The sequence below is a fragment of the Pseudomonas sp. 1152_12 genome (genome assembly GCF_052850675.1).
Genome location: NZ_VXCW01000007.1, coordinates 148,653 through 168,221, shown reverse-complemented (window position 1 = coordinate 168,221; position 19,569 = coordinate 148,653). Strand labels below are relative to the sequence as shown.

Annotated in this window: 17 protein-coding genes; 12 read left to right on the top strand and 5 right to left on the bottom strand. The window is 57.7% G+C overall.

The genetic code is table 11. From position 1 onward, the window contains the following. Positions 1-3: 3 nt before the first annotated feature. Together FW764_RS15215 and FW764_RS15210 are read right to left on the bottom strand one after the other, a co-directional pair. A complete protein-coding gene (locus FW764_RS15215; protein WP_446434609.1) occupies positions 4-3,324 on the bottom strand; it encodes a dermonecrotic toxin domain-containing protein in 3,321 nt (1,106 codons plus the stop codon). Between the two features lie 221 nt (positions 3,325-3,545). Further along, positions 3,546-4,259: an SIMPL domain-containing protein gene (locus FW764_RS15210; protein WP_446434608.1), complete on the bottom strand. Its 714-nt coding sequence runs from the start codon at positions 4,257-4,259 to the stop codon at positions 3,546-3,548. A gap of 205 nt (positions 4,260-4,464) precedes the next feature. On the opposite strand from FW764_RS15210, the gene FW764_RS15205 reads away from it, so the two are divergent. The 3 genes from FW764_RS15205 to FW764_RS15195 all read left to right on the top strand — a co-directional run bounded on the left by FW764_RS15205 (position 4,465) and on the right by FW764_RS15195 (position 8,103). Further along, positions 4,465-5,727, top strand: a complete 1,263-nt coding sequence (locus FW764_RS15205; RefSeq protein WP_083360166.1) for an ATP-binding protein — start codon at positions 4,465-4,467, stop codon at positions 5,725-5,727. Next, positions 5,720-6,280, top strand: a complete 561-nt coding sequence (locus FW764_RS15200; RefSeq protein WP_003171731.1) for a response regulator transcription factor — start codon at positions 5,720-5,722, stop codon at positions 6,278-6,280. The genes FW764_RS15205 and FW764_RS15200 overlap by 8 nt, the downstream gene beginning before the upstream one ends. 98 nt (positions 6,281-6,378) lie before the next feature. Further along, on the top strand, positions 6,379-8,103 hold the full coding sequence (locus FW764_RS15195) for an ABC transporter ATP-binding protein/permease (protein ID WP_446434607.1): 1,725 nt from the start codon (positions 6,379-6,381) through the stop codon (positions 8,101-8,103). 185 nt (positions 8,104-8,288) lie between these two features. Here FW764_RS15195 and FW764_RS15190 read toward each other — a convergent pair whose 3' ends face one another. Continuing rightward, the gene (locus FW764_RS15190) at positions 8,289-8,726 is read right to left on the bottom strand and encodes a YhcB family protein (protein WP_005784763.1); all 438 of its coding nucleotides are present in this window, start codon (positions 8,724-8,726) and stop codon (positions 8,289-8,291) included. 147 nt (positions 8,727-8,873) lie between these two features. On the opposite strand from FW764_RS15190, the gene FW764_RS15185 reads away from it, so the two are divergent. The 3 genes from FW764_RS15185 to zapE all read left to right on the top strand — a co-directional run bounded on the left by FW764_RS15185 (position 8,874) and on the right by zapE (position 12,057). Continuing rightward, complete coding sequence (locus FW764_RS15185) at positions 8,874-9,503, top strand: alpha/beta hydrolase (protein WP_446434606.1); 630 nt, start codon at positions 8,874-8,876, stop codon at positions 9,501-9,503. A 24-nt stretch (positions 9,504-9,527) separates the two neighbouring features. Further along, on the top strand, positions 9,528-10,883 hold the full coding sequence (locus tag FW764_RS15180; protein WP_446434605.1) for a tryptophan--tRNA ligase: 1,356 nt from the start codon (positions 9,528-9,530) through the stop codon (positions 10,881-10,883). A 79-nt stretch (positions 10,884-10,962) separates the two neighbouring features. Then, positions 10,963-12,057 carry a cell division protein ZapE gene (gene zapE / locus FW764_RS15175; protein WP_446434604.1) on the top strand — a complete coding sequence of 365 codons (1,095 nt, stop codon included), beginning with the start codon at positions 10,963-10,965 and terminating at the stop codon, positions 12,055-12,057. 113 nt (positions 12,058-12,170) lie between these two features. On the opposite strand, the gene FW764_RS15170 is transcribed toward zapE, so the two are convergent. Further along, the gene (locus tag FW764_RS15170) at positions 12,171-13,091 is read right to left on the bottom strand and encodes a GlxA family transcriptional regulator (protein ID WP_446434746.1); all 921 of its coding nucleotides are present in this window, start codon (positions 13,089-13,091) and stop codon (positions 12,171-12,173) included. 220 nt (positions 13,092-13,311) lie between these two features. On the opposite strand from FW764_RS15170, the gene FW764_RS15165 reads away from it, so the two are divergent. Next, positions 13,312-14,448 carry an acyl-CoA dehydrogenase family protein gene (locus tag FW764_RS15165; protein WP_446434603.1) on the top strand — a complete coding sequence of 379 codons (1,137 nt, stop codon included), beginning with the start codon at positions 13,312-13,314 and terminating at the stop codon, positions 14,446-14,448. A 113-nt stretch (positions 14,449-14,561) separates the two neighbouring features. On the opposite strand, the gene FW764_RS15160 is transcribed toward FW764_RS15165, so the two are convergent. Further along, on the bottom strand, positions 14,562-15,602 hold the full coding sequence (locus tag FW764_RS15160) for an NADP(H)-dependent aldo-keto reductase (protein WP_446434602.1): 1,041 nt from the start codon (positions 15,600-15,602) through the stop codon (positions 14,562-14,564). A 248-nt stretch (positions 15,603-15,850) separates the two neighbouring features. On the opposite strand from FW764_RS15160, the gene rplM reads away from it, so the two are divergent. The 5 genes from rplM to FW764_RS15135 all read left to right on the top strand — a co-directional run bounded on the left by rplM (position 15,851) and on the right by FW764_RS15135 (position 19,538). Next, a complete protein-coding gene (gene rplM / locus FW764_RS15155) occupies positions 15,851-16,279 on the top strand; it encodes a 50S ribosomal protein L13 (RefSeq protein WP_003171742.1) in 429 nt (142 codons plus the stop codon). A gap of 14 nt (positions 16,280-16,293) precedes the next feature. Beyond that, on the top strand, positions 16,294-16,686 hold the full coding sequence (gene rpsI / locus FW764_RS15150) for a 30S ribosomal protein S9 (RefSeq protein ID WP_003216038.1): 393 nt from the start codon (positions 16,294-16,296) through the stop codon (positions 16,684-16,686). 265 nt (positions 16,687-16,951) lie between these two features. Beyond that, positions 16,952-17,548 (top strand): ubiquinol-cytochrome c reductase iron-sulfur subunit, encoded by a 597-nt coding sequence (gene petA / locus FW764_RS15145; protein WP_053254389.1) that lies wholly within the window; start codon positions 16,952-16,954, stop codon positions 17,546-17,548. Further along, complete coding sequence (locus FW764_RS15140) at positions 17,548-18,759, top strand: cytochrome b (RefSeq protein ID WP_446434601.1); 1,212 nt, start codon at positions 17,548-17,550, stop codon at positions 18,757-18,759. Before petA ends, FW764_RS15140 begins: the two co-directional genes overlap by 1 nt. Continuing rightward, positions 18,759-19,538: a cytochrome c1 gene (locus tag FW764_RS15135; RefSeq protein WP_446434600.1), complete on the top strand. Its 780-nt coding sequence runs from the start codon at positions 18,759-18,761 to the stop codon at positions 19,536-19,538. Before FW764_RS15140 ends, FW764_RS15135 begins: the two co-directional genes overlap by 1 nt. Positions 19,539-19,569 lie beyond the last annotated feature (31 nt).

Below are 19,569 nucleotides of genomic sequence, written 5' to 3'. Positions count from 1 at the left end.
GATTTATTGGCCAGAGGGTTCTGGCACCGAGGCAGTCAACAGTGTGGGTGTCACCTCTTCGATGATGTAAGGGTTATCCGACACTTCGTTACCCAAGCTGATGTTGAAATGGCGGGTGCTGGTCATTTCCATATCCGGAATAAGCTTCATCTCGTCACCCCTTAAGTCATTCAAGTGCCACTTGGCGACGACGTTGACTTGGGCTTCGTTTTTGACAGGGTCATAGTTAATAAAATAGGAGGCGTTACTGACTTTCGGGCTGTAGCCTTCTTTCAAGGCGTTCAGCAACTCAGAATTGGCGGGCCCCGACGATCCTTGATGGGCGATCTCGGAAATACGCGCGCGCAGGCTTGCATCGGGAATCGCGTTCTCGAACTGTTTCAGCCTGTTCTGTTGGATACTTTCGGTTGAGTCCCCGCCGGCGTTGAGCTTGAAATGAAGCTCTCCGTTTTCCGTATAGCGAGTCACCATATAGTTGGCGCGATTGATATCAAGAGTGAAATTATGCGAATAGAGACTGGTGCTGTCGGGTATTGGCCTCGCCCTTTCTGATTCCAGCAGTTCAAACTGCTCTTTTGCGGCCGACCAGGAAATATTTAACTTTCTTCTCAAGACGCCATTTTCTTCATAGCCACTTGTGGACACCGTGTAGGGTTTTGCCTCATCAACGTTCAACAGTTCGTCGAATACCTTAGCCTGCTTGACCGCTCGCCCATCCACCTCGGCGAACAGGTCTGAGAACTCCGGTCTAAGGCGTTCACTGGGCGTTAACGATGCTGAGCGCTGCCATGGCCAAAGTCGAACGCCGCCATCTCCCGGCGCTCGCGCCCATTCGCCACCACGACCGGGTGTGACTACCACCAGTCCCGCACCCTCGTGGTTAATGATTTTGGCAAAGGTATCGCCTGATCGGTAGCGACCGGATATCTCAAATACCCCGCTGGTCCCGGTTTCATCGGTAAGGCGCACGAATTGGCGGAATGCCCCAGTGGCGTCGGTCATTCGATACACCCCCAGTGCGTCACGCGTGGCATTTTTTATCAATTCCTCACCGTTGGGTATGGCATGTTGCGCCAAGTGGATGAGTGACTGGGATTTCGGTAGGGGCACAGGTTTGTTGACTACGAGACGGTTACCGGAGGACGGCCCAGGTTGGGGGGCCTCTATTTCAGAAGGTTCGGGCGGCGCAGTCAGCTTCCCGGATGGTAATTCTGTTTCGGGAGGGCGTGCAAAAGGGTCTTCCGGGGCTGTACTTGCCCCGACCGAGAACAGCGTATTCAGCAAACCGTCGAATGCCTTGGAAGCTCCGTCGTTGCGTTCCGCTTCAGTGTCGCCGGACGAGGTTTTTTCTGCGCCTAAGGTCAGCTCGGTCAACCCGGTGAGTATTGCAGCGCCGGCGACCGGCGCGGCGATGGGCGCAAGCTTGGCTAGCAAACCGGCCGCCGCGGTGATGTCGTTCAGCCAGGTATCGCGAATCACCTCGCTGTTGGACTTGATAACAACGTCGGCATCACTGTGCATCCGCGCTTGACTGGCCGATGTCATTTCCTGAAAAACATCCCCTTTAATGCTTGAGTGTTTGTCATTGATCACGGGGTCTTTCAATTTACCGGCGGCCATTTTGTCGAAGAGGGTGTTCAGGCCGTCCTTCTTTTCCCCAACGTGTGTGAACCACAGCACAGGGACAATTACTTTTTCCAGGCGCGAAAGAAAATTGGCGGTTTGGTCCTGGTGATACATCAACGGAAAATGCCCCATCAATGCGGCGCGTTTTTTTGCATCTTTGGTTTGGTTGACAACCCATTGATCAAGTTTCTCAAGAGAGTCAAACCTGAGAAAAACGGGCACGGCTCCAGGGTAGCAAATCACTTGCCGGCCATTGTCGCCGACACTGAATCGCATGATGTCGTTGGAGGGATAGCCGTGGATGTTAAGGGCGTTCACTTGAACCTTGCTTTTCACCTGCGCCCTGGTCTTGAGTTGTTCGACGGTCAGCGGCGCATTTTCGTCGAGCGGGAGGTTGGACGCTGCGCCCATCACCAGTTCGTAGTCTTCGCGGGTGAAGCGCTGCTCGGGTGGCTGCAGCGCGCGTTCAGCCGGTGATCGGGCTTCAGCCGTTTTTAATTGCTTGCGGGCCTGGTAGACGAACTCGCCTTTGATTGCGGTCTCGTAGTTACCCGCATGAGCATTCCAGAAAGTGTCGATCTTTTGAGTCATCTGGGCTTGAAAGTCAGTCTTCCAGCTTGCGTGCATGAGCTTGGACGGCTCGAGAGGGAATTCGTTATGGGCGCCGTACCCACCCTTTGTGCTTCCACCTGCGCCGACGGTATACAAACCGGCTTGTGCATCCAGGGTGCCCGGGATGCCGTCGTGTTCGGAGAAATTTTTCAGCAGGGCATCCGGCAGGCGTAACGAGGAATACGGCTCTTCGCCGGGGTGTTCCCAGCCAGTAATGGGTATCGGGTCACCGGTTGGCGGGGTGTTGTAGCTATGGAAACGGTTTAAATAAATCGTGTCAGCGTCGACGACTTTGCCGGTCAATTTGAAAATCAGCGCTTCGGCCCACTTCTTGGCTTCTGCCCGCGTGTTTGGCAGGTTATTGGCAACCTCAACGGCCAGGCGTTTGTAAGCCAGTGTCTGGGGGGCGGTACTGTAATACGTGGCAGCATTCTGTTTATGCACTTGCAGAGCATCGGCCGAACGGCTGCTGGCAGGCCGTAAGCGGTCATTGGGGGGGACGGGGTCGAAGGCAACTTTATGTTCCATCTGCCTGATTTGCGCTCGACCCTCAGCGAGGGTGGCGGGGAGTGGCACACCTGCAAAGTGTGCCACTACCTTTGCGGTGACTTGCACGTAGCCATCACGCAATCCCACTCGCAACACGCCACTGTTTCCAGGTGCGATGACTTTGGCGGCCGCCAACAGTGGCCCTGAAATCTGTCCCCATCCGGTGGTGTCCGTGAGACTGAAAGTTTTCTCTTCGCCTCTGACCATGGCGGTCAAAGTCCCCTTAGAGGGGGTGATTGAGACCAGGTTGTCGGGGGTGATTTTCTGTTCACGCATCCAGGCTTGAACAACAGGGTGTTCCAGTTGGTCTCGATACAGTGCAAGCCACTGGCCTAATGTGCTCTCAGGAGGCACTCGTACCAGCTTGGGTGTCAGGCCCAGTACGATGCTTTGTACCGCTTCCAGGTAAGACTTAAGCAACTGCGTTTCTTGAGGCCGGGCCATGTCGCCGGCTGGTAGTTGAGGCGCTTGTGCCTTTGATATTTTGGGGGGTGAGACAGAATCAGCAGGTATGTGGATCTCTTGTGGCAGTTGCACAGAGGGTCTCGGTTTGAGCGCTAAAGTCATAGTTTCGGTTCTCAAGAAATGATTGACGCCTGCGTGTCCCTCCTTGGTGTCGGTGGCAACATTGAGTTGTGAGAACCGAGTATTTGATTCCGTCGTGATATGTCACCGAGTAATACGTGCGTATGCACAGGAGTCCTCAAAAAAAACGGCGCAAACCTACAGGCTGCGCCGTTTTGTCATTCCATACGGGGTTATTGCAGTACTTCAATGACGCCATCAGCGCTCATATTTACCTGGCTGGTGCCGGCTTCTACCTCAGGTGTCGGTGCTGAATCCATCATGGCTGCTTTCATCATCATCCCGCCGTTGCGGGCATACGGCTGTGGGTAACCGTTGGTGTTGAAGTTCAGGTTGACGATCTTGTAGCCCTTGCCGCCCAGTGCATCGGTGGCCAGTTGTGCACGGGCTTTGAAGGCGGCAACCGCGTCTTTGAGCAGCGCATCTTCGCTGGCCTTGCGCGTGGTGTCGGCGATGGCGAAGTCCATGTTTTCCATTTTCAGGGTGTTGAGCAGGTCGCCGGTAAGCTTGGACAGGGCAGGGAAGTCGGCACTTTCGAGGCGCAATTCGGCGCGCTCACGCCAGCCGGTGATCTTTTGGTTCTTGTTGTCGTAGATCGGGTAGCTGTTACGGCTACCCTGGCGTAGGGTCACGCCTTTGACTGCGCGAGCCTCGCCTAGAGCCTTGTTCAGGGTGGTGGTGATTTCGGCGGCGAGCTTGGCCGGGTCGGTATTTTGCGACTCGGTATAAAGGGTAACGATCATCTTGTCGCGGGCCACTTCCTGGCTGACTTCGGCACGCAGGGAAATTTGGTTGTAGTGCAGCTCATCGGCGGCCATGGCCGGAAGGCTGGCCAGGGCGCTGGTGCTGAGGGTGAGAATGGTTGCACTGCGAGTGAAACGAGACATGGAAGCTCCTTGGAATAGTCGTGTTCGGTATGACTGTAGACGCTGGCATCGGGTTCTTCGGGTTTACACATTCGCTACACGTTGCCGTGGCGCCGACGAACGGTCATTTCCCCGGCCTGCGGCAAAGAGCCACACGCGCCGTGCCAGTGCGTCCGCTTCGTTTATACTGCTGCCGATCCGCCTGCAGCGCTCACCGGGAGAGCTCATGCTCGCCGCCGTAAAACTAACTTCCGCCACACGCCAGAATCTCTGGCGCCTGACGTTCATCCGCACCTTGGTATTGGCCGCACAGGCCGGTTCCGTCGGGCTCGCGTATTGGTTCGACCTGCTGCCATTGCCCTGGCTGCAGCTGGCCGTGACCCTCTGCTTCTCCATCGTACTGTGTGTATTCACGGCTATTCGGCTGCGCACCACATGGCCGGTGACCGAATTGGAATACGCTCTGCAGCTGGCCTGCGACCTGTTTATCCACAGTGTGTTGCTGTATTTCTCCGGTGGTTCCACCAACCCATTCGTTTCGTATTACCTGGTGCCACTGACCATCGCGGCCGTCACGTTGCCATGGCGCTACTCCGTGGTGCTGTCGGGTATCGCGCTGACGCTGTACACCTTGTTGCTGGCCCAGTTTTACCCGTTGCAGACGTTCCCCATCGCTCGGGAAAATCTGCAGATCTACGGGATGTGGCTGAGTTTCGCCCTGTCTGCCGCAGTGATTACCTTCTTTGCTGCGCGCATGGCCGAAGAGCTGCGTCGCCAGGAAGAATTGCGCGCTATTCGCCGCGAAGAAGGCCTGCGTGACCAGCAATTGCTGGCCGTCGCCACCCAGGCTGCCGGCGCCGCCCATGAGTTGGGTACGCCGCTGGCAACCATGAGTGTATTGCTCAATGAAATGGTCCAGGACCATCACGACCCGGCCCTGCAAGATGACTTGAGTGTGTTGCAGGAACAGGTCAAGCAATGCAAGCAGACCTTGCAGCAACTGGTGCGCGCCGCCGAAGCCAATCGCCGCCTGGCCGTGGAGATGCAGGACGTGACCCAGTGGCTCGACGAAGCACTGAACCGCTGGCACTTGATGCGCCCCGAAGCCAGTTACCGCTTCAACCTGCTGGGCCAGGGCAGCGTGCCGCGCATGGCGCCGCCGCCGGACCTGACCCAAGCCTTGCTTAACTTGTTGAACAACGCCGCTGACGCTTGCCCCGAAGGCCTGGGTGTGCAGTTGGACTGGGACGCGGAAGACGTGACCATCAGCATTCGTGACCACGGTGCGGGTGTGCCACTGGCCATTGCCGAGCAAATCGGCAAACCCTTCTTTACCACCAAGGGCAAAGGTTTCGGCCTCGGCCTGTTTTTGAGCAAGGCCAGCGTGACCCGCGCGGGCGGCTCAGTGAAGCTCTATAGTCATGAGGAAGGTGGCACGCTCACCGAGCTGCGCCTGCCCCGTGTCGCACGAGGAGATATCGATGAGTGACGAGATCCAAGTCGAAGGCGAAGAACTGCCGCACCTGTTGCTGGTAGATGACGATGCCACCTTTACCCGCGTGATGGCGCGCGCCATGAGCCGTCGTGGCTTTCGCGTGAGCACCGCAGGTTCGGCCGAAGAAGGCCTGACCATCGCCCAGGCCGACTTGCCGGACTATGCCGCGCTCGACCTGAAAATGGACGGCGACTCCGGCTTGGTGCTGCTGCCAAAGTTGCTGGAACTTGACCCGGAAATGCGCGTGGTGATCCTCACCGGTTACTCCAGCATCGCCACCGCCGTCGAGGCGATCAAGCGTGGCGCCTGCAACTACCTGTGCAAGCCGGCGGACGCCGACGATGTGCTGGCTGCCTTGCTCTCCGAGCATGCCGACCTCGACACCCTGGTACCGGAAAACCCGATGTCGGTGGACCGCCTGCAGTGGGAGCACATCCAGCGTGTGCTGACCGAGCACGAAGGCAACATCTCCGCCACCGCCCGCGCCTTGGGCATGCACCGGCGTACTTTGCAGCGCAAGCTGCAGAAGCGTCCGGTACGGCGCTGAACAAAGTCTGAACAATCTGCTTCAGGCCGCACGGAGCCCTGAACCGATCGACTATGATCGGTTCAAACGCCTGTCACCTCTCCTACCGAGCCTGAACGATGAATCAGAACGCTGAGTATTCCGCGGTCAACGACGCAGTGCGTGGGCAATTTTTCCGCCGAATCTGGGCGATGATCACGCCGTATTGGCGCAGTGAAGAGAAGGGCAAGGCTTGGTTGTTGCTGATCACGGTGATCGGCCTGTCACTGTTCAGCGTGGCCATCTCCGTGTGGCTCAACCATTGGTACAAAGACTTCTACAACGCCCTGGAGAAAAAGGACACCGTCGCCTTCTGGCAACTGATCGGCTATTTCTGCGGCATCGCAACCGTGGCTATTCTCGGCGCGGTGTACCGTCTGTACCTGACCCAAATGCTGACCATCCGCTGGCGTGCGTGGCTTACCGAAAAGCATTTCGCGCGTTGGCTCAGTCACAAAAACTACTACCAGTTGGAGCAGGGCGGCTACACCGATAACCCGGACCAGCGGATTTCCGAAGACCTCAATAACTTTACTTCGAATACCTTGAGCCTCGGCCTGGGGCTGCTGCGCAATGTCGTCAGCTTGGTGTCGTTTTCAATCATTTTATGGGGCGTTTCCGGAAGTATCGAAGTATTTGGTATCACCATCCCGGGCTATATGTTCTGGTGTGCGCTGGTCTATGCTGGCGTCGGCAGCTGGTTGACCCACCTGATCGGTCGTCGCTTGATCGGCCTGAGCAACCAGCAGCAACGGTTTGAGGCGGACCTGCGTTTCTCCATGGTCCGGGTGCGGGAGAATGCCGAAAGCATTGCCTTGTACAACGGCGAATCCAACGAAAACCAACGCTTGAGCGTGCGCTTCGGTAGGGTCTGGCATAACTTCTGGGACATCATGAAGGTGTCCAAACGCCTCACGTTCTTCACCGCCGGCTACGAACAGATCGCGACTGTGTTTGCGTTCATTGTGGCGGCACCACGCTACTTCTCCGGCAAGATCGAGCTGGGCGAGCTGATGCAAATCAACTCGGCGTTCGGCAACGTGCAGGGCAACTTCAGTTGGTTCATCAGCGCCTACGCCGACCTGGCCAGTTGGCGTGCTACCAGTGATCGTCTGCTGAGTTTTCATCAGGCGATGCGCGACAACGAGCAGCGCGCGGTAGCCATCGATGTGCGCCCCGAGGGTGAGCACTTGGTGGTGAGTGGCTTGAGCATGGACTTGGCCGACGGCCGTCACTTGCTCGCCGACGCCGACATGACAGTTGCACCAGGCCAGCGTGTGATGCTCAGCGGGCGCTCCGGCAGCGGTAAGAGTACGCTGCTGCGCGCCATGGGCCAGCTGTGGCCAGCGGGACACGGCAGCATTCGCCTGCCGGCTGCGCGTTACTTGTTCCTGCCGCAAAAGCCCTATTTGCCGATTGGCACCTTAAAAGCGGTATTGAGTTATCCACAAGACGACAGCGTTTACACCGCAGAACGTTATGCACAGGTCCTGCAAACCTGCCGCTTGCCGCATCTGGTCAGTCGCCTGGATGAGGCCAACCATTGGCAGCGCATGCTCTCGCCGGGCGAGCAGCAGCGCCTGGCCTTTGCGCGCGCATTGTTGTTCGCACCGCAGTGGCTGTACATGGACGAAGCGACGTCGGCCATGGATGAAGAGGATGAGGCGAGCTTGTATCAAGCGTTGATCGATGAGTTGCCGGGGCTGAGCATCGTCAGCGTCGGTCATCGCAGCAGTCTTAAGCGCTTCCACGGGCGGCATGTGCGGATCGAAGGTGGGTTGTTGCAGGAACAAGCGGTGTCCTGAGGCGTTACTCGGTCAATGTGGGAGCCGGGCTTGCCCGCGATGGCGAAATGTCAGCAGCAGGTGTATTAGCTGGCACACTGCAATCGCAGGCAAGCCACAGTGGAACTCCCTTGTTCTGGCGAGTGAAGCCCAAAAAAGCCCGGATGATCATCGATCAGCCGGGCTTTTTGGGGCTTGAAAATGAGTTACTTCTTCAAGCCGTAATGCTCGTCCAGCATGCCTGGGGCGTTCGGCGTTTTTGGCGCGTAGTCCCTTGGTGGCTCCTGGTTTTCCCGCGGCGGAGTCAGGCGTTCCCGCGGAGTTTGCGGCGCATCGGAATGCAGCGCAGCCAGCAGACGCTGACGGGTTATGTCGTCGAGGGCCAGGCGGTTGGCGCCCTCGGCAAGGTGATCCTGTACTTCCTGGTAGCTCTGAGTGAGCTTCTTGACCAGGGTCGCGGTGCTGTTGAAGTGGGTAACAACCTCGTTCTGATAACTGTCAAAACGTTCCTGAATGTCATCCAACTGACGCTGCGTGCGGTTAGGCGCGGCATTCGGCAGCAGGCGGGCAACCAGGAATCCAATCGCGACACCGGCAACCAAGGCGAGAGTCGGCAACAACCAAACTAAGAGCGAGTGTTCCACGAGTCCTTCCTCTATAAACGGCTTTGCTTTACGTTAACGGCTCGGACCTGCGCTGTATACCGCGATTAAGCTCGCAATGATGCCATGCACAGACTTTTAGCTAGACGAGTCGACCCTTTGAGAGGTCACGGAGTTCATTCCTTGCTCATGCGTGAAACCCCCGTTTTGATCGATGGCCCGGTTGGCCAATTGGAAGCCTTGTATCTTGATCACCCCGAGCCACGTGGCCTGGCGCTGATCTGCCACCCTAACCCGGTGCAGGGCGGGACCATGCTCAATAAAGTTGTCTCGACCCTGCAGCGCACCGCGCGCGATGCCGGTTTGATTACTTTACGTTTCAATTACCGTGGCGTCGGTGCCAGCGCCGGTACACACGATATGGCTACCGGTGAAGTCGACGATGCCGAAGCGGCTGCTACCTGGTTGCGGCAAAAACATCCCGACCTGCCGATCACCTTGCTCGGTTTCTCGTTTGGCGGTTATGTGGCCGCCAGTCTCGGCGGGCGCCTGGAAGCCAAGGGTGAAAAGCTTGCGCACCTGTTCATGGTCGCTGCTGCCGTGATGCGCCTGCGCGATACCGACCTGTTGCCCCAAGACTGCCCATTGACCCTGATCCAGCCGGAAACCGACGAAGTGGTCGACCCGCAGCTGGTTTACGACTGGTCCGCGGCCTTGAAACGCCCCCATACGCTTCTGAAAGTGGCAGAATGCGGACACTTTTTTCATGGCAAGCTGACCGATCTCAAGGATCTGGTACTGCCGCGCCTCTCGAATTGATAGCAGTCTGATAAGCGATTACCCATGACGACTCGTACCCGTATTCTCACCGGCATCACCACCACCGGCACGCCGCACCTGGGCAACTACGCCGGTGCGATCCGCCCGGCGATCCTCGCCAGCCAGGACGCGAATGCCGATTCCTTCTATTTCCTGGCCGACTACCACGCCCTGATCAAATGCGATGACCCGCAGCGCATCCAGCGCTCGCGTATGGAAATCGCCGCGACCTGGCTGGCCGGTGGCCTGGATGTGAACCGGGTGACTTTCTACCGCCAGTCCGACATCCCTGAAATCCCCGAGTTGACCTGGCTGCTGACCTGCGTTGCCGCCAAGGGCCTGCTCAACCGCGCCCACGCCTATAAGGCCTCGGTGGACAAAAACGTGGAGGCCGGCGAAGACCCGGACGCGGGCATCACCATGGGCTTGTACAGCTACCCGGTGCTGATGGCGGCGGACATCCTGATGTTCAACGCGCACAAAGTGCCAGTCGGCCGCGACCAGATCCAGCACGTGGAAATGGCCCGCGACATCGGCCAGCGCTTCAACCACCTGTTCGGCAACGGTAAAGAATTCTTCACCATGCCCGAGGCGTTGATCGAAGAAAGCGTCGCCACCTTGCCGGGCCTCGATGGCCGCAAGATGTCCAAGAGCTACGACAACACTATCCCGTTGTTCACCAGCGCCAAGGACATGAAAGACGCGATCTCGCGGATCGTCACCGATTCGCGCGCGCCCGGCGAAGCCAAAGACCCCGACAACGCGCACCTGTTCACCTTGTTCCAGGCGTTTGCCACCAAGGCCCAGGAAGAACAGTTCCGCGGCGAATTGCTGCAAGGTTTGGGCTGGGGCGAGGCGAAAAACCGCCTGTTCCAACTGCTCGATGGCCAGCTGGGAGAAGCGCGTGAGCGTTACCACCAACTGATGTCGCGCCCTTCGGATATGGAAGACCTGCTGCTGATTGGCGCCAAGAAAGCCCGTGCTGTGGCGGCGCCGTTCCTGGCCGAGCTGCGTGAAGCGGTGGGCCTGCGTTCGTTCGTCAATCAGGCCACCGCGCCGGTTGCGGCTAAAAAGAAAGCCGCCAAAGCCGCACGCTTTGTGAGCTTCCGCGAAGACGACGGCAGTTTCCGCTTCCGCCTGCTGGCGGCCGATGGCGAGCAACTGCTGCTGTCGCGTAACTTTGCCGACGGTAAAGCGGCTGGCGCGGTGACTAAGCAATTGCAAAGTGGCGACGCGCTGGATGTGCGCACTGAGGCTCAGCGTTTTAGTGTGTGGCTGGACGGCGATGCGGTGGCCGACAGCGCTGCGTTCGCCGACGAAGCGTCGCGCGACGCTGCCATCGAAGCCCTGCGCGTCGCGTTGACTCCAATCGAGGATTAACCCGACCAAGGGTTGATTGCCATTCTCCAGGGCCGTCGTTACAGTGACGGCCCGTTTTTGTTGCCTTGCTAACGAAATTATGACGCCCCTAGAACGATATCAAGCTGATCTGAAACGCCCTGAATTCTTCCATGACGCTGCCCAGGAAACCGCGGTGCGTCATTTGCAGCGCCTGTACGACGACTTGGTCGCGGCCTCGCAAAGCAAGCCAGGGATGCTCAGCAAGCTGTTTGGCAAGAAAGACCATACGCCGGTCAAAGGCTTGTACTTCTGGGGTGGCGTGGGCCGGGGCAAGACTTACCTGGTCGACACGTTCTTTGAAGCGCTGCCGTTCAAGGAAAAGGTCCGTACGCACTTCCACCGCTTCATGAAGCGCGTGCATGAAGAAATGAAGACCCTGCCGGGCGAGAAAAACCCGCTGACCATCATCGCCAAGCGCTTCTCCGACGAAGCGAGGGTGATCTGCTTCGATGAGTTCTTCGTCTCCGACATCACCGACGCCATGATCCTCGGCACCCTGATGGAAGAGTTGTTCAAGAATGGCGTGACCTTGGTTGCCACCTCGAACATCGTGCCCGACGGCCTGTACAAGGACGGCCTGCAACGTGCGCGCTTCCTGCCAGCCATCGCGCTGATCAAGCAGAACACCGAGATCGTCAACGTCGACAGCGGCGTCGACTACCGCCTGCGTCACCTGGAGCAAGCCGAGCTGTTTCACTTTCCGCTGAACGAAGCTGCGCACGAAAGCCTGAAAAAAAGCTTCCGCGCGCTCACGCCGGAATGCACCCAGGCGGTGGAAAACGACAAGTTAATGATCGAAAACCGCGAAATCATCGCGCTGCGCACCTGTGATGACGTGGCCTGGTTCGAATTCCGCCAACTGTGCGACGGCCCGCGCAGCCAGAACGACTACATCGAATTGGGCAAGATCTTCCACGCGGTGATCTTGAGCGGTGTGGAGCAGATGAGCGTCACCACCGACGACATCGCGCGCCGGTTTATCAACATGGTCGACGAATTCTACGACCGCAACGTCAAGCTGATCATCTCGGCGGAAGTCGAACTCAAGGACCTCTACACCGGCGGTCGCTTGAACTTTGAATTCCAGCGCACGCTGAGCCGCTTGCTGGAAATGCAGTCCCACGAGTTCCTGTCGCGCGGGCACAAGCCCTAAGCACAGCGCAGGTTCAACGTGGGAGGGGGCTTGCTCCCGATAACGGCGTGTCAGTCACTGTAGATGGTGATTGACCCACCGCAATCGCGAACAAGCCCCCTCCCGCATTGGGTCTACGCGGCCTGCTGGAACTGTTGGCGGTACTGGTTGGGCGACAATTCAGTGTGCTGCCTGAACAGCCGCGCAAAAAAACTTGCATCGTCATAACCCACCTCATAGCTGATGGTCTTGATGCTTTTGCGGCTGCCGGAAAGCAGGCCCTTGGCGGTCTCGATGCGCAGGCGTTGCAGGTAATGCAGCGGCTTGTCGCCGGTTGCAGTCTGGAAGCGGCGCATGAAGTTGCGGATGCTCATGCCGTGTTCCCGGGCGACGTCTTCGAAGCGGAACTTGTCGGCAAAATGCTCTTCGAGCCAGTGCTGGATCTGCAGAATGATCACGTCCTGGTGCAGCTTCTGCCCACCAAAACCAATGCGCCCCGGCGCGTAGCTGCGTTGCACTTCGTAGAGAATATCGCGGGCCACCGCCTGGGCGATATTGGCGCCGCAGAAACGTTCGATCAAATAGATGTAGAGGTCGCACGCCGAGGTAGTGCCGCCGGCGCAGTAAAGGTTGTCGGCGTCGGTGAGGTGCTTGTCCTGATTGAGTTGCACCGTGGGGAAGCGTTCGCTGAAGGCGTTGAAGAACCGCCAGTAAGTAGTCGCCTCTTTGCCATCCAGCAGCCCGGCTTCCGCGAGCCAGAACACTCCGGTGGCTTCGCCGCAGAGCACGGCACCACGCGCATGTTGTTGGCGCAGCCAGGGCAGCACTTGCGGGTAGCGCGTGCACAGGGCGTCGAAGTCATCCCAGAAGGCTGGCAACACGATGATGTCGGCGTCTTCCAGGCCGCCGTCCACCGGCATGATCACATCACTGAAGCTGCGCACCGATTGCCCGTCGGGGCTGACCAGGCGCGTTTCAAACGCTGGGGTCAGGCCCAGGCCTTGTTGTTTGCCATAACGCAGGCTGGCGAGATGGAAGAAATCCTTGGCTTGCATGAGGGTTGAAGCGAATACCCGATCAATGGCCAAAATGCTGACGCGCCGCAGGGGCGTGGAGATTTGGTTAGACATAATTTCATTTATTCTTATAGGGGAAAGTGGTCACCAGACGGCTGGATCGTCTTATTTTTTGTCGCATGTGTCCAGTGTCCCGTGACGCCTTCGCGGCATAGTCTTTGTGGTCCGGTCTTTGTCCGACAATCCACGCAGGTGACCCATGATCCCCAGAACCTTGTTCAGCTCGGAGCACGAACTCTTCCGCGAGAGTGTGCGCACCTTCCTTGAAAAGCACGCCGCGCCGTTCCATGCGCAGTGGGAGAAACAGGGCTATATCGACCGCAGCCTATGGAGCAGGGCAGGCGAGGCGGGGATGCTGTGTTCACATCTGCCGGAGGAATATGGCGGTCTGGGCGCAGACTTTTTGTACAGCGCAGTGGTGATCGAAGAGATCAGCCGCCTGGGGCTGACCGGCATCGGTTTCTCGCTGCATTCGGACATCGTCGCGCCGTACATCCTGCATTACGGCAGTGAAGCGTTGAAACACAAATACCTGCCCAAATTGATCTCTGGCGAGATGGTCACGGCCATCGCCATGACCGAGCCGGGGGCCGGTTCCGACTTGCAGGGCGTCAAGACCACCGCGGTGCTGGACGGCGATGAGTACGTGATCAACGGCTCCAAGACCTTTATCACCAACGGCTTTCTCGCCGAGTTGGTGATCGTGGTGGCCAAGACCGATCCCAAGGCTGGAGCGAAGGGCACCAGCCTGTTTCTGGTGGAAGCCGATACGCCGGGCTTCGACAAGGGCAAGCGCCTGGAGAAGGTGGGCATGAAGGCCCAGGACACCTCGGAGCTGTTCTTTCAGGATGTGCGGGTGCCCAAGGAGAACCTGCTGGGCCAGGCGGGCATGGGCTTCGCGTATTTGATGCAGGAGTTGCCCCAGGAGCGTCTGACCGTGGCGATTGGTGCGCTGTCGTCAGCCGAGGCGGCGCTGCAGTGGACTTTGGAATACACCCGCGAGCGCAAGGCATTCGGTAAGGCGATTGCCGATTTCCAGAACACCCGGTTCAAGTTGGCGGAGATGGCCACCGAGATTCAGATTGGCCGCGTGTTTGTCGATAAGTGCATGGCGTTGCACCTGGACGGCAAGCTGGACGTGCCTACGGCGGCGATGGCCAAGTATTGGGCCACGGATCTGCAATGCAAGGTGCTCGATGAGTGCGTGCAGTTGCACGGCGGTTACGGCTTCATGCGGGAATACCCGATTGCGCGGGCCTGGGCGGATGCGCGGGTGCAGCGCATTTATGCGGGGACCAATGAGATCATGAAGGAGATTATTGCGCGGGCGCTTTGATTTCTTTGTGCTGCAGAGGGCTCCATTGGGAGCAAGCCCTCTGCCACATTTGACGCTGTTCACACATCAAAATGTGGGAGGGGGCTTGCTCCCGATAGCGGCTTAGAGATCAATCAAGGCGCAGGATTCGGGTGATCCTTCTGAATCGCCTCAATCCCTTCCAGCACGTCTTTTGACAGTTTCAGCTCAGCACTGGCGATGTTGCTGTCCAGTTGCATTAGCGTTGTCGCACCAATGATGTTGCTGGTCACAAACGGCTGCTGCGTCACGAACGCCAACGCCATCTGTGCCGGGTCCAGGCCATGCTCGCGCGCCAGCGCCACATAACGGCTGCATGCCGCTTCTGACTGTGGGTTGAAGTAACGGCTGAAGCGGCTGTATTCGGTCAGGCGAGCCTTTGCAGGGCGTGCGCCATTCTCGTACTTGCCGCTGAGCATGCCGAACGCCAGCGGCGAGTAGGCCAGCAGGCCGCATTGCTCACGAATCGCGACTTCCGCCAGGCCCACTTCAAAGCTGCGGTTGAGCAGGTTGTAGGGGTTCTGGATCGACACAGCACGGGTCCAGCCACGGGCCTCGGCCAGGGCCAGGAACTTCATGGTGCCCCACGGGGTTTCGTTGGACAGGCCGATGTGGCGGATCTTGCCAGCCTTGACCTGCTCGTCCAGCGCTTCGAGGGTTTCCTCCAGCGGGGTCAGATCGTCTTCGTCCTTGTGCTTGTAGCTCAACTGGCCGAAGAAGTTGGTGCTGCGTTCCGGCCAGTGTAGTTGGTAGAGGTCGATCCAGTCGGTTTGCAGGCGCTTGAGGCTGGCATCCAGCGCCTCGACGATGTGCTTGCGGTTGTGGCGCAGGTGGCCATCGCGGATGTAGTCGATGGTGTTGCCGGGGCCGGCGATCTTGCTGGCGAGGATCCAGTCGGCCCGGTCGCCGCGGCTTTTGAAGTAATTACCGATATAGCGCTCGGTGGTGGCATAGGTGTCGGCCTTGGGCGGCACCGGGTACATTTCCGCCGTGTCGAGGAAGTTGATCCCCGCCGCCTTGGCCCGTTCGATCTGAGCGAAGGCCTCTGCCTCGCTGTTCTGCTCACCCCAGGTCATGGTGCCCAAGGCTATCGCGCTTACGTTCAGATCCGTGCGGCCCAGCTGTCGATAATCCATCGGGTACTCCTTCGGGGAAAACAATCATAAAAGCAGGTTGAATTTTTTTTCGCAATCTGCATAATTGCCCACCTCTTTCTGCAGTGGAAGTGATGCGCCGCCTGCCGAAGAATCTTGCCGTTGAACGGACGCGCCGACCCGAGCCCCCGATAGCGTCTGTATCCGGCTGCCTTTGACTTGTCAAAGTACGCACTATTCAGTAAGATCCGCCGTCTAATTTACAGGGCGGCCCCTGAGGCTATTAAAGAATGACAACTTTTACTGCAAAACCGGAAACAGTTCAGCGCGACTGGTTTGTCGTCGACGCCGCTGGTCAGACCCTGGGTCGTCTGGCCACTGAAGTCGCCAGCCGTCTGCGTGGCAAGCACAAGCCTGAGTACACCCCTCACGTTGACACCGGTGACTACATCGTGATCATCAACGCTGAGCAGGTACGTGTTACCGGCAACAAAGCGCAAGACAAAATGTACTACCGTCACTCCGGTTTCCCAGGCGGTATCAAGTCTTCGAACTTCGAAGGTCTGATTTCCAAGAAGCCTGAAGCCCCGATCGAAATCGCGGTCAAAGGCATGCTGCCGAAGGGCCCACTGGGTCGCGATATGTTTCGCAAGCTGAAAGTCTATGCGGGCGCTGTACACCCTCATGCTGCTCAGCAGCCCCAAGAACTGAAGTTTTAACGGAATAGTTCATTATGTCGGCGACTCAAAATTACGGCACTGGCCGTCGCAAAACCGCAACCGCACGCGTTTTCCTGCGTCCGGGCACTGGTAACATCTCGATCAACAACCGCACTCTGGAAAACTTCTTCGGTCGCGAAACTGCCCGCATGGTAGTTCGTCAGCCGCTGGAATTGACCGAGACCGTTGAAAAGTTCGACATCTACGTCACCGTTATTGGTGGCGGTGTAAGTGGTCAAGCTGGCGCAATCCGCCACGGTATCACTCGCGCTCTGATGCAGTACGACGAAACCCTGCGTGGCGCTCTGCGCAAAGCTGGCTTCGTTACTCGCGATGCTCGTGAAGTTGAACGTAAGAAAGTCGGTCTGCGTAAAGCGCGTAAGCGTCCGCAGTACTCGAAGCGTTAATTCGCTTTACGTTCCACAAAAACGCCCAGCTCCTCACGGAGCTGGGCGTTTTTTATTGCCTGCGATTTATGCAAAATTTTCGCCGTGACAACTTGCCACATCCGTAGACCCCCTATACTACAAGGCCTGGACAGGGAGCCCCGGGCAATTCCCTTGTCTTACGTGGGGCTTTTCATTACCATTCGGCAAAATTTTTATAAGTAAAGATTCAACACTTAGTAGACGCCTGATTTAACAGGCCAAAAAGCTGATGGGAGAGGACTGAATGAGCAATGACGGCGTGAATGCAGGCCGGCGTCGCTTCTTAGTAGCAGCCACATCTGTTGTGGGTGCTGCAGGAGCGGTGGGGGCTGCGGTCCCGTTCGTGGGGTCATGGTTTCCCAGTGCCAAGGCGAAAGCCGCAGGTGCACCGGTGAAGGTGAATGTCAGCAAGATCGACCCAGGCCAGCAGATGATTGCTGAGTGGCGCGGTCAGCCGGTTTTCATTGTTCGTCGTACTGAGGAGATCCTGGGGAATCTGAAGAAAATCGAAGGTCAGCTGTCTGATCCCGACTCGAAGAATTCCGAACAACCCGCCTACGTCGATAAGGAAATTCGCTCGATCAAGCCAGAGATTCTGCTGCTGATCGGTATCTGCACCCACCTGGGGTGCTCGCCTACCTTCCGCCCTGAAGTTGCCCCTGCCGACCTGGGCAAGGATTGGGTCGGTGGCTACTTCTGTCCTTGTCACGGCTCTCACTACGACCTCGCCGGTCGCGTCTACAAGTCACAACCTGCACCACTGAACCTGCCGGTTCCGCCACATCATTACGAGACTGACAGTGTCATTGTCATTGGCGTCGACGAGGGGGAGAAAGCCTGATGAGCAAGTTCATGGATTGGGTGGATGCGCGCTTCCCCGCCACTAAAATGTGGGAAGACCATCTCAGCAAATATTACGCGCCAAAAAACTTCAACTTCTTCTACTTCTTCGGCTCCCTGGCGCTGTTGGTGTTGGTCAACCAACTGGTCACCGGTGTCTGGCTGACGATGAGCTACACGCCGTCGGCAGAAGAGGCTTTTGCATCCGTTGAAGGAATCATGCGCGACGTCGAGTACGGTTCGATCTTGCGTCTATTGCACTCCACCGGTGCTTCAGCGTTCTTTATCGTGGTCTACATGCACATGTTCCGTGGCTTGCTCTACGGTTCGTACCAGAAGCCTCGCGAGCTGGTGTGGGTCTTCGGCATGCTGATCTACCTGGCGCTGATGGCTGAAGCCTTCATGGGGTACTTGTTGCCGTGGGGCCAGATGTCGTACTGGGGCGCCCAAGTGATCATCTCGCTGTTTGGCGCGATTCCGGTCATCGGTAATGACCTGACCCAATGGATTCGCGGTGACTACCTGATCTCAGGCATCACCCTGAACCGCTTCTTCGCCTTGCACGTCGTGGCCTTGCCAATCGTGATTCTGGGCCTGGTCGTGCTGCACATCCTGGCGCTGCATGAAGTGGGTTCGAACAACCCGGATGGGGTGGACATCAAGAAGCACAAAGATGAAAACGGCATACCGCTGGACGGCATTCCGTTCCATCCTTACTACACCGTGAAAGATATTGTCGGCGTGGTGGTGTTCCTGTTTATCTTCTGCTCGATCGTGTTCTTTTTCCCGGAGATGGGCGGTTATTTCCTTGAGAAGCCTAACTTCGAACAGGCCAACGCCTTCAAGACGCCAGAGCATATTGCGCCGGTCTGGTACTTCACGCCGTTCTACGCGATCTTGCGGGCCATTCCAGACAAGCTCATGGGTGTGGTTGCCATGGGGGCTTCGATTGCTCTGTTGTTTGTGCTGCCGTGGCTTGACCGTAGTCCGGTCAAATCGATGCGCTACAAGGGATGGTTGAGCCGAATCTGGCTGGTCGTGTTCTGTATCGCTTTCATGCTGCTGGGCTGGACGGGCGTGAAGGCGCCGTCGCCTGGGCTGACACTGCTGTCGCAGGTCTGCACCTTCCTGTACTTCGCTTACTTCATTCTGATGCCGTTCTACACCCGGCTCGAGAAGACCAAACCGGTTCCGGAAAGGGTGACTGGCTGATGAAAAAGTTATTTGCTGCATTGATGCTTGCGGCCCTGCCGCTACTGTCCTTCGCTGCCGAGCACGGCGCTGAGCTGGAGAGCGTCGACATCGACGTGTCTGACAAGGCCGCCATGCAGGATGGGCTGCGTACCTTCACCAACTACTGCATGGGTTGCCACAGCGCCAAGTTCCAGCGTTACGAGCGTGTCGCCGATGACTTGGGCATTCCGCATGACGTGATGCTCAGTCACGCGGTGTTCACTGGTGCGAAGATCGGCGACCACATGAACATTGGCATGCAGCCTGCCGACGCCAAGGCCTGGTTCGGGGCTGCACCGCCCGACCTGACCCTGGTTGCACGCGTTCGGGGCACCGATTGGCTCTATGGCTACCTCAAATCCTTCTACGAAGACCCGACGCGCCCTTATGGCGTAAACAACAAAGTCTTCCCGAACGTCGGTATGCCTAATGTTCTGGTCGGCCTGCAGGGGCGCCAAGTGGTAGGATGCAAGCAGGTTCAGGTCGTTGAAGACGGCAAGAAGCAATATGATCCGTTGACCGGTACGCCTTTGACTCATGAAGCGTGCGATCAACTGACCATCGTGCCCAAGACCGGTACGCTGAACGAAGAGCAGTTTGACGAGAAGGTTAAGAATCTGGTGACCTTCCTGGCCTACTCGGCCAACCCGGTCAAACTGCAGCATCAGCGCATCGGTACCTATGTATTGCTGTACCTGGCCTTCTTCTTCGTATTCGCCTATCTGCTCAAACGCGAATACTGGAAGGATGTGCATTGATCCAACCGTAAGCAATTGCTGTTAATCTTGC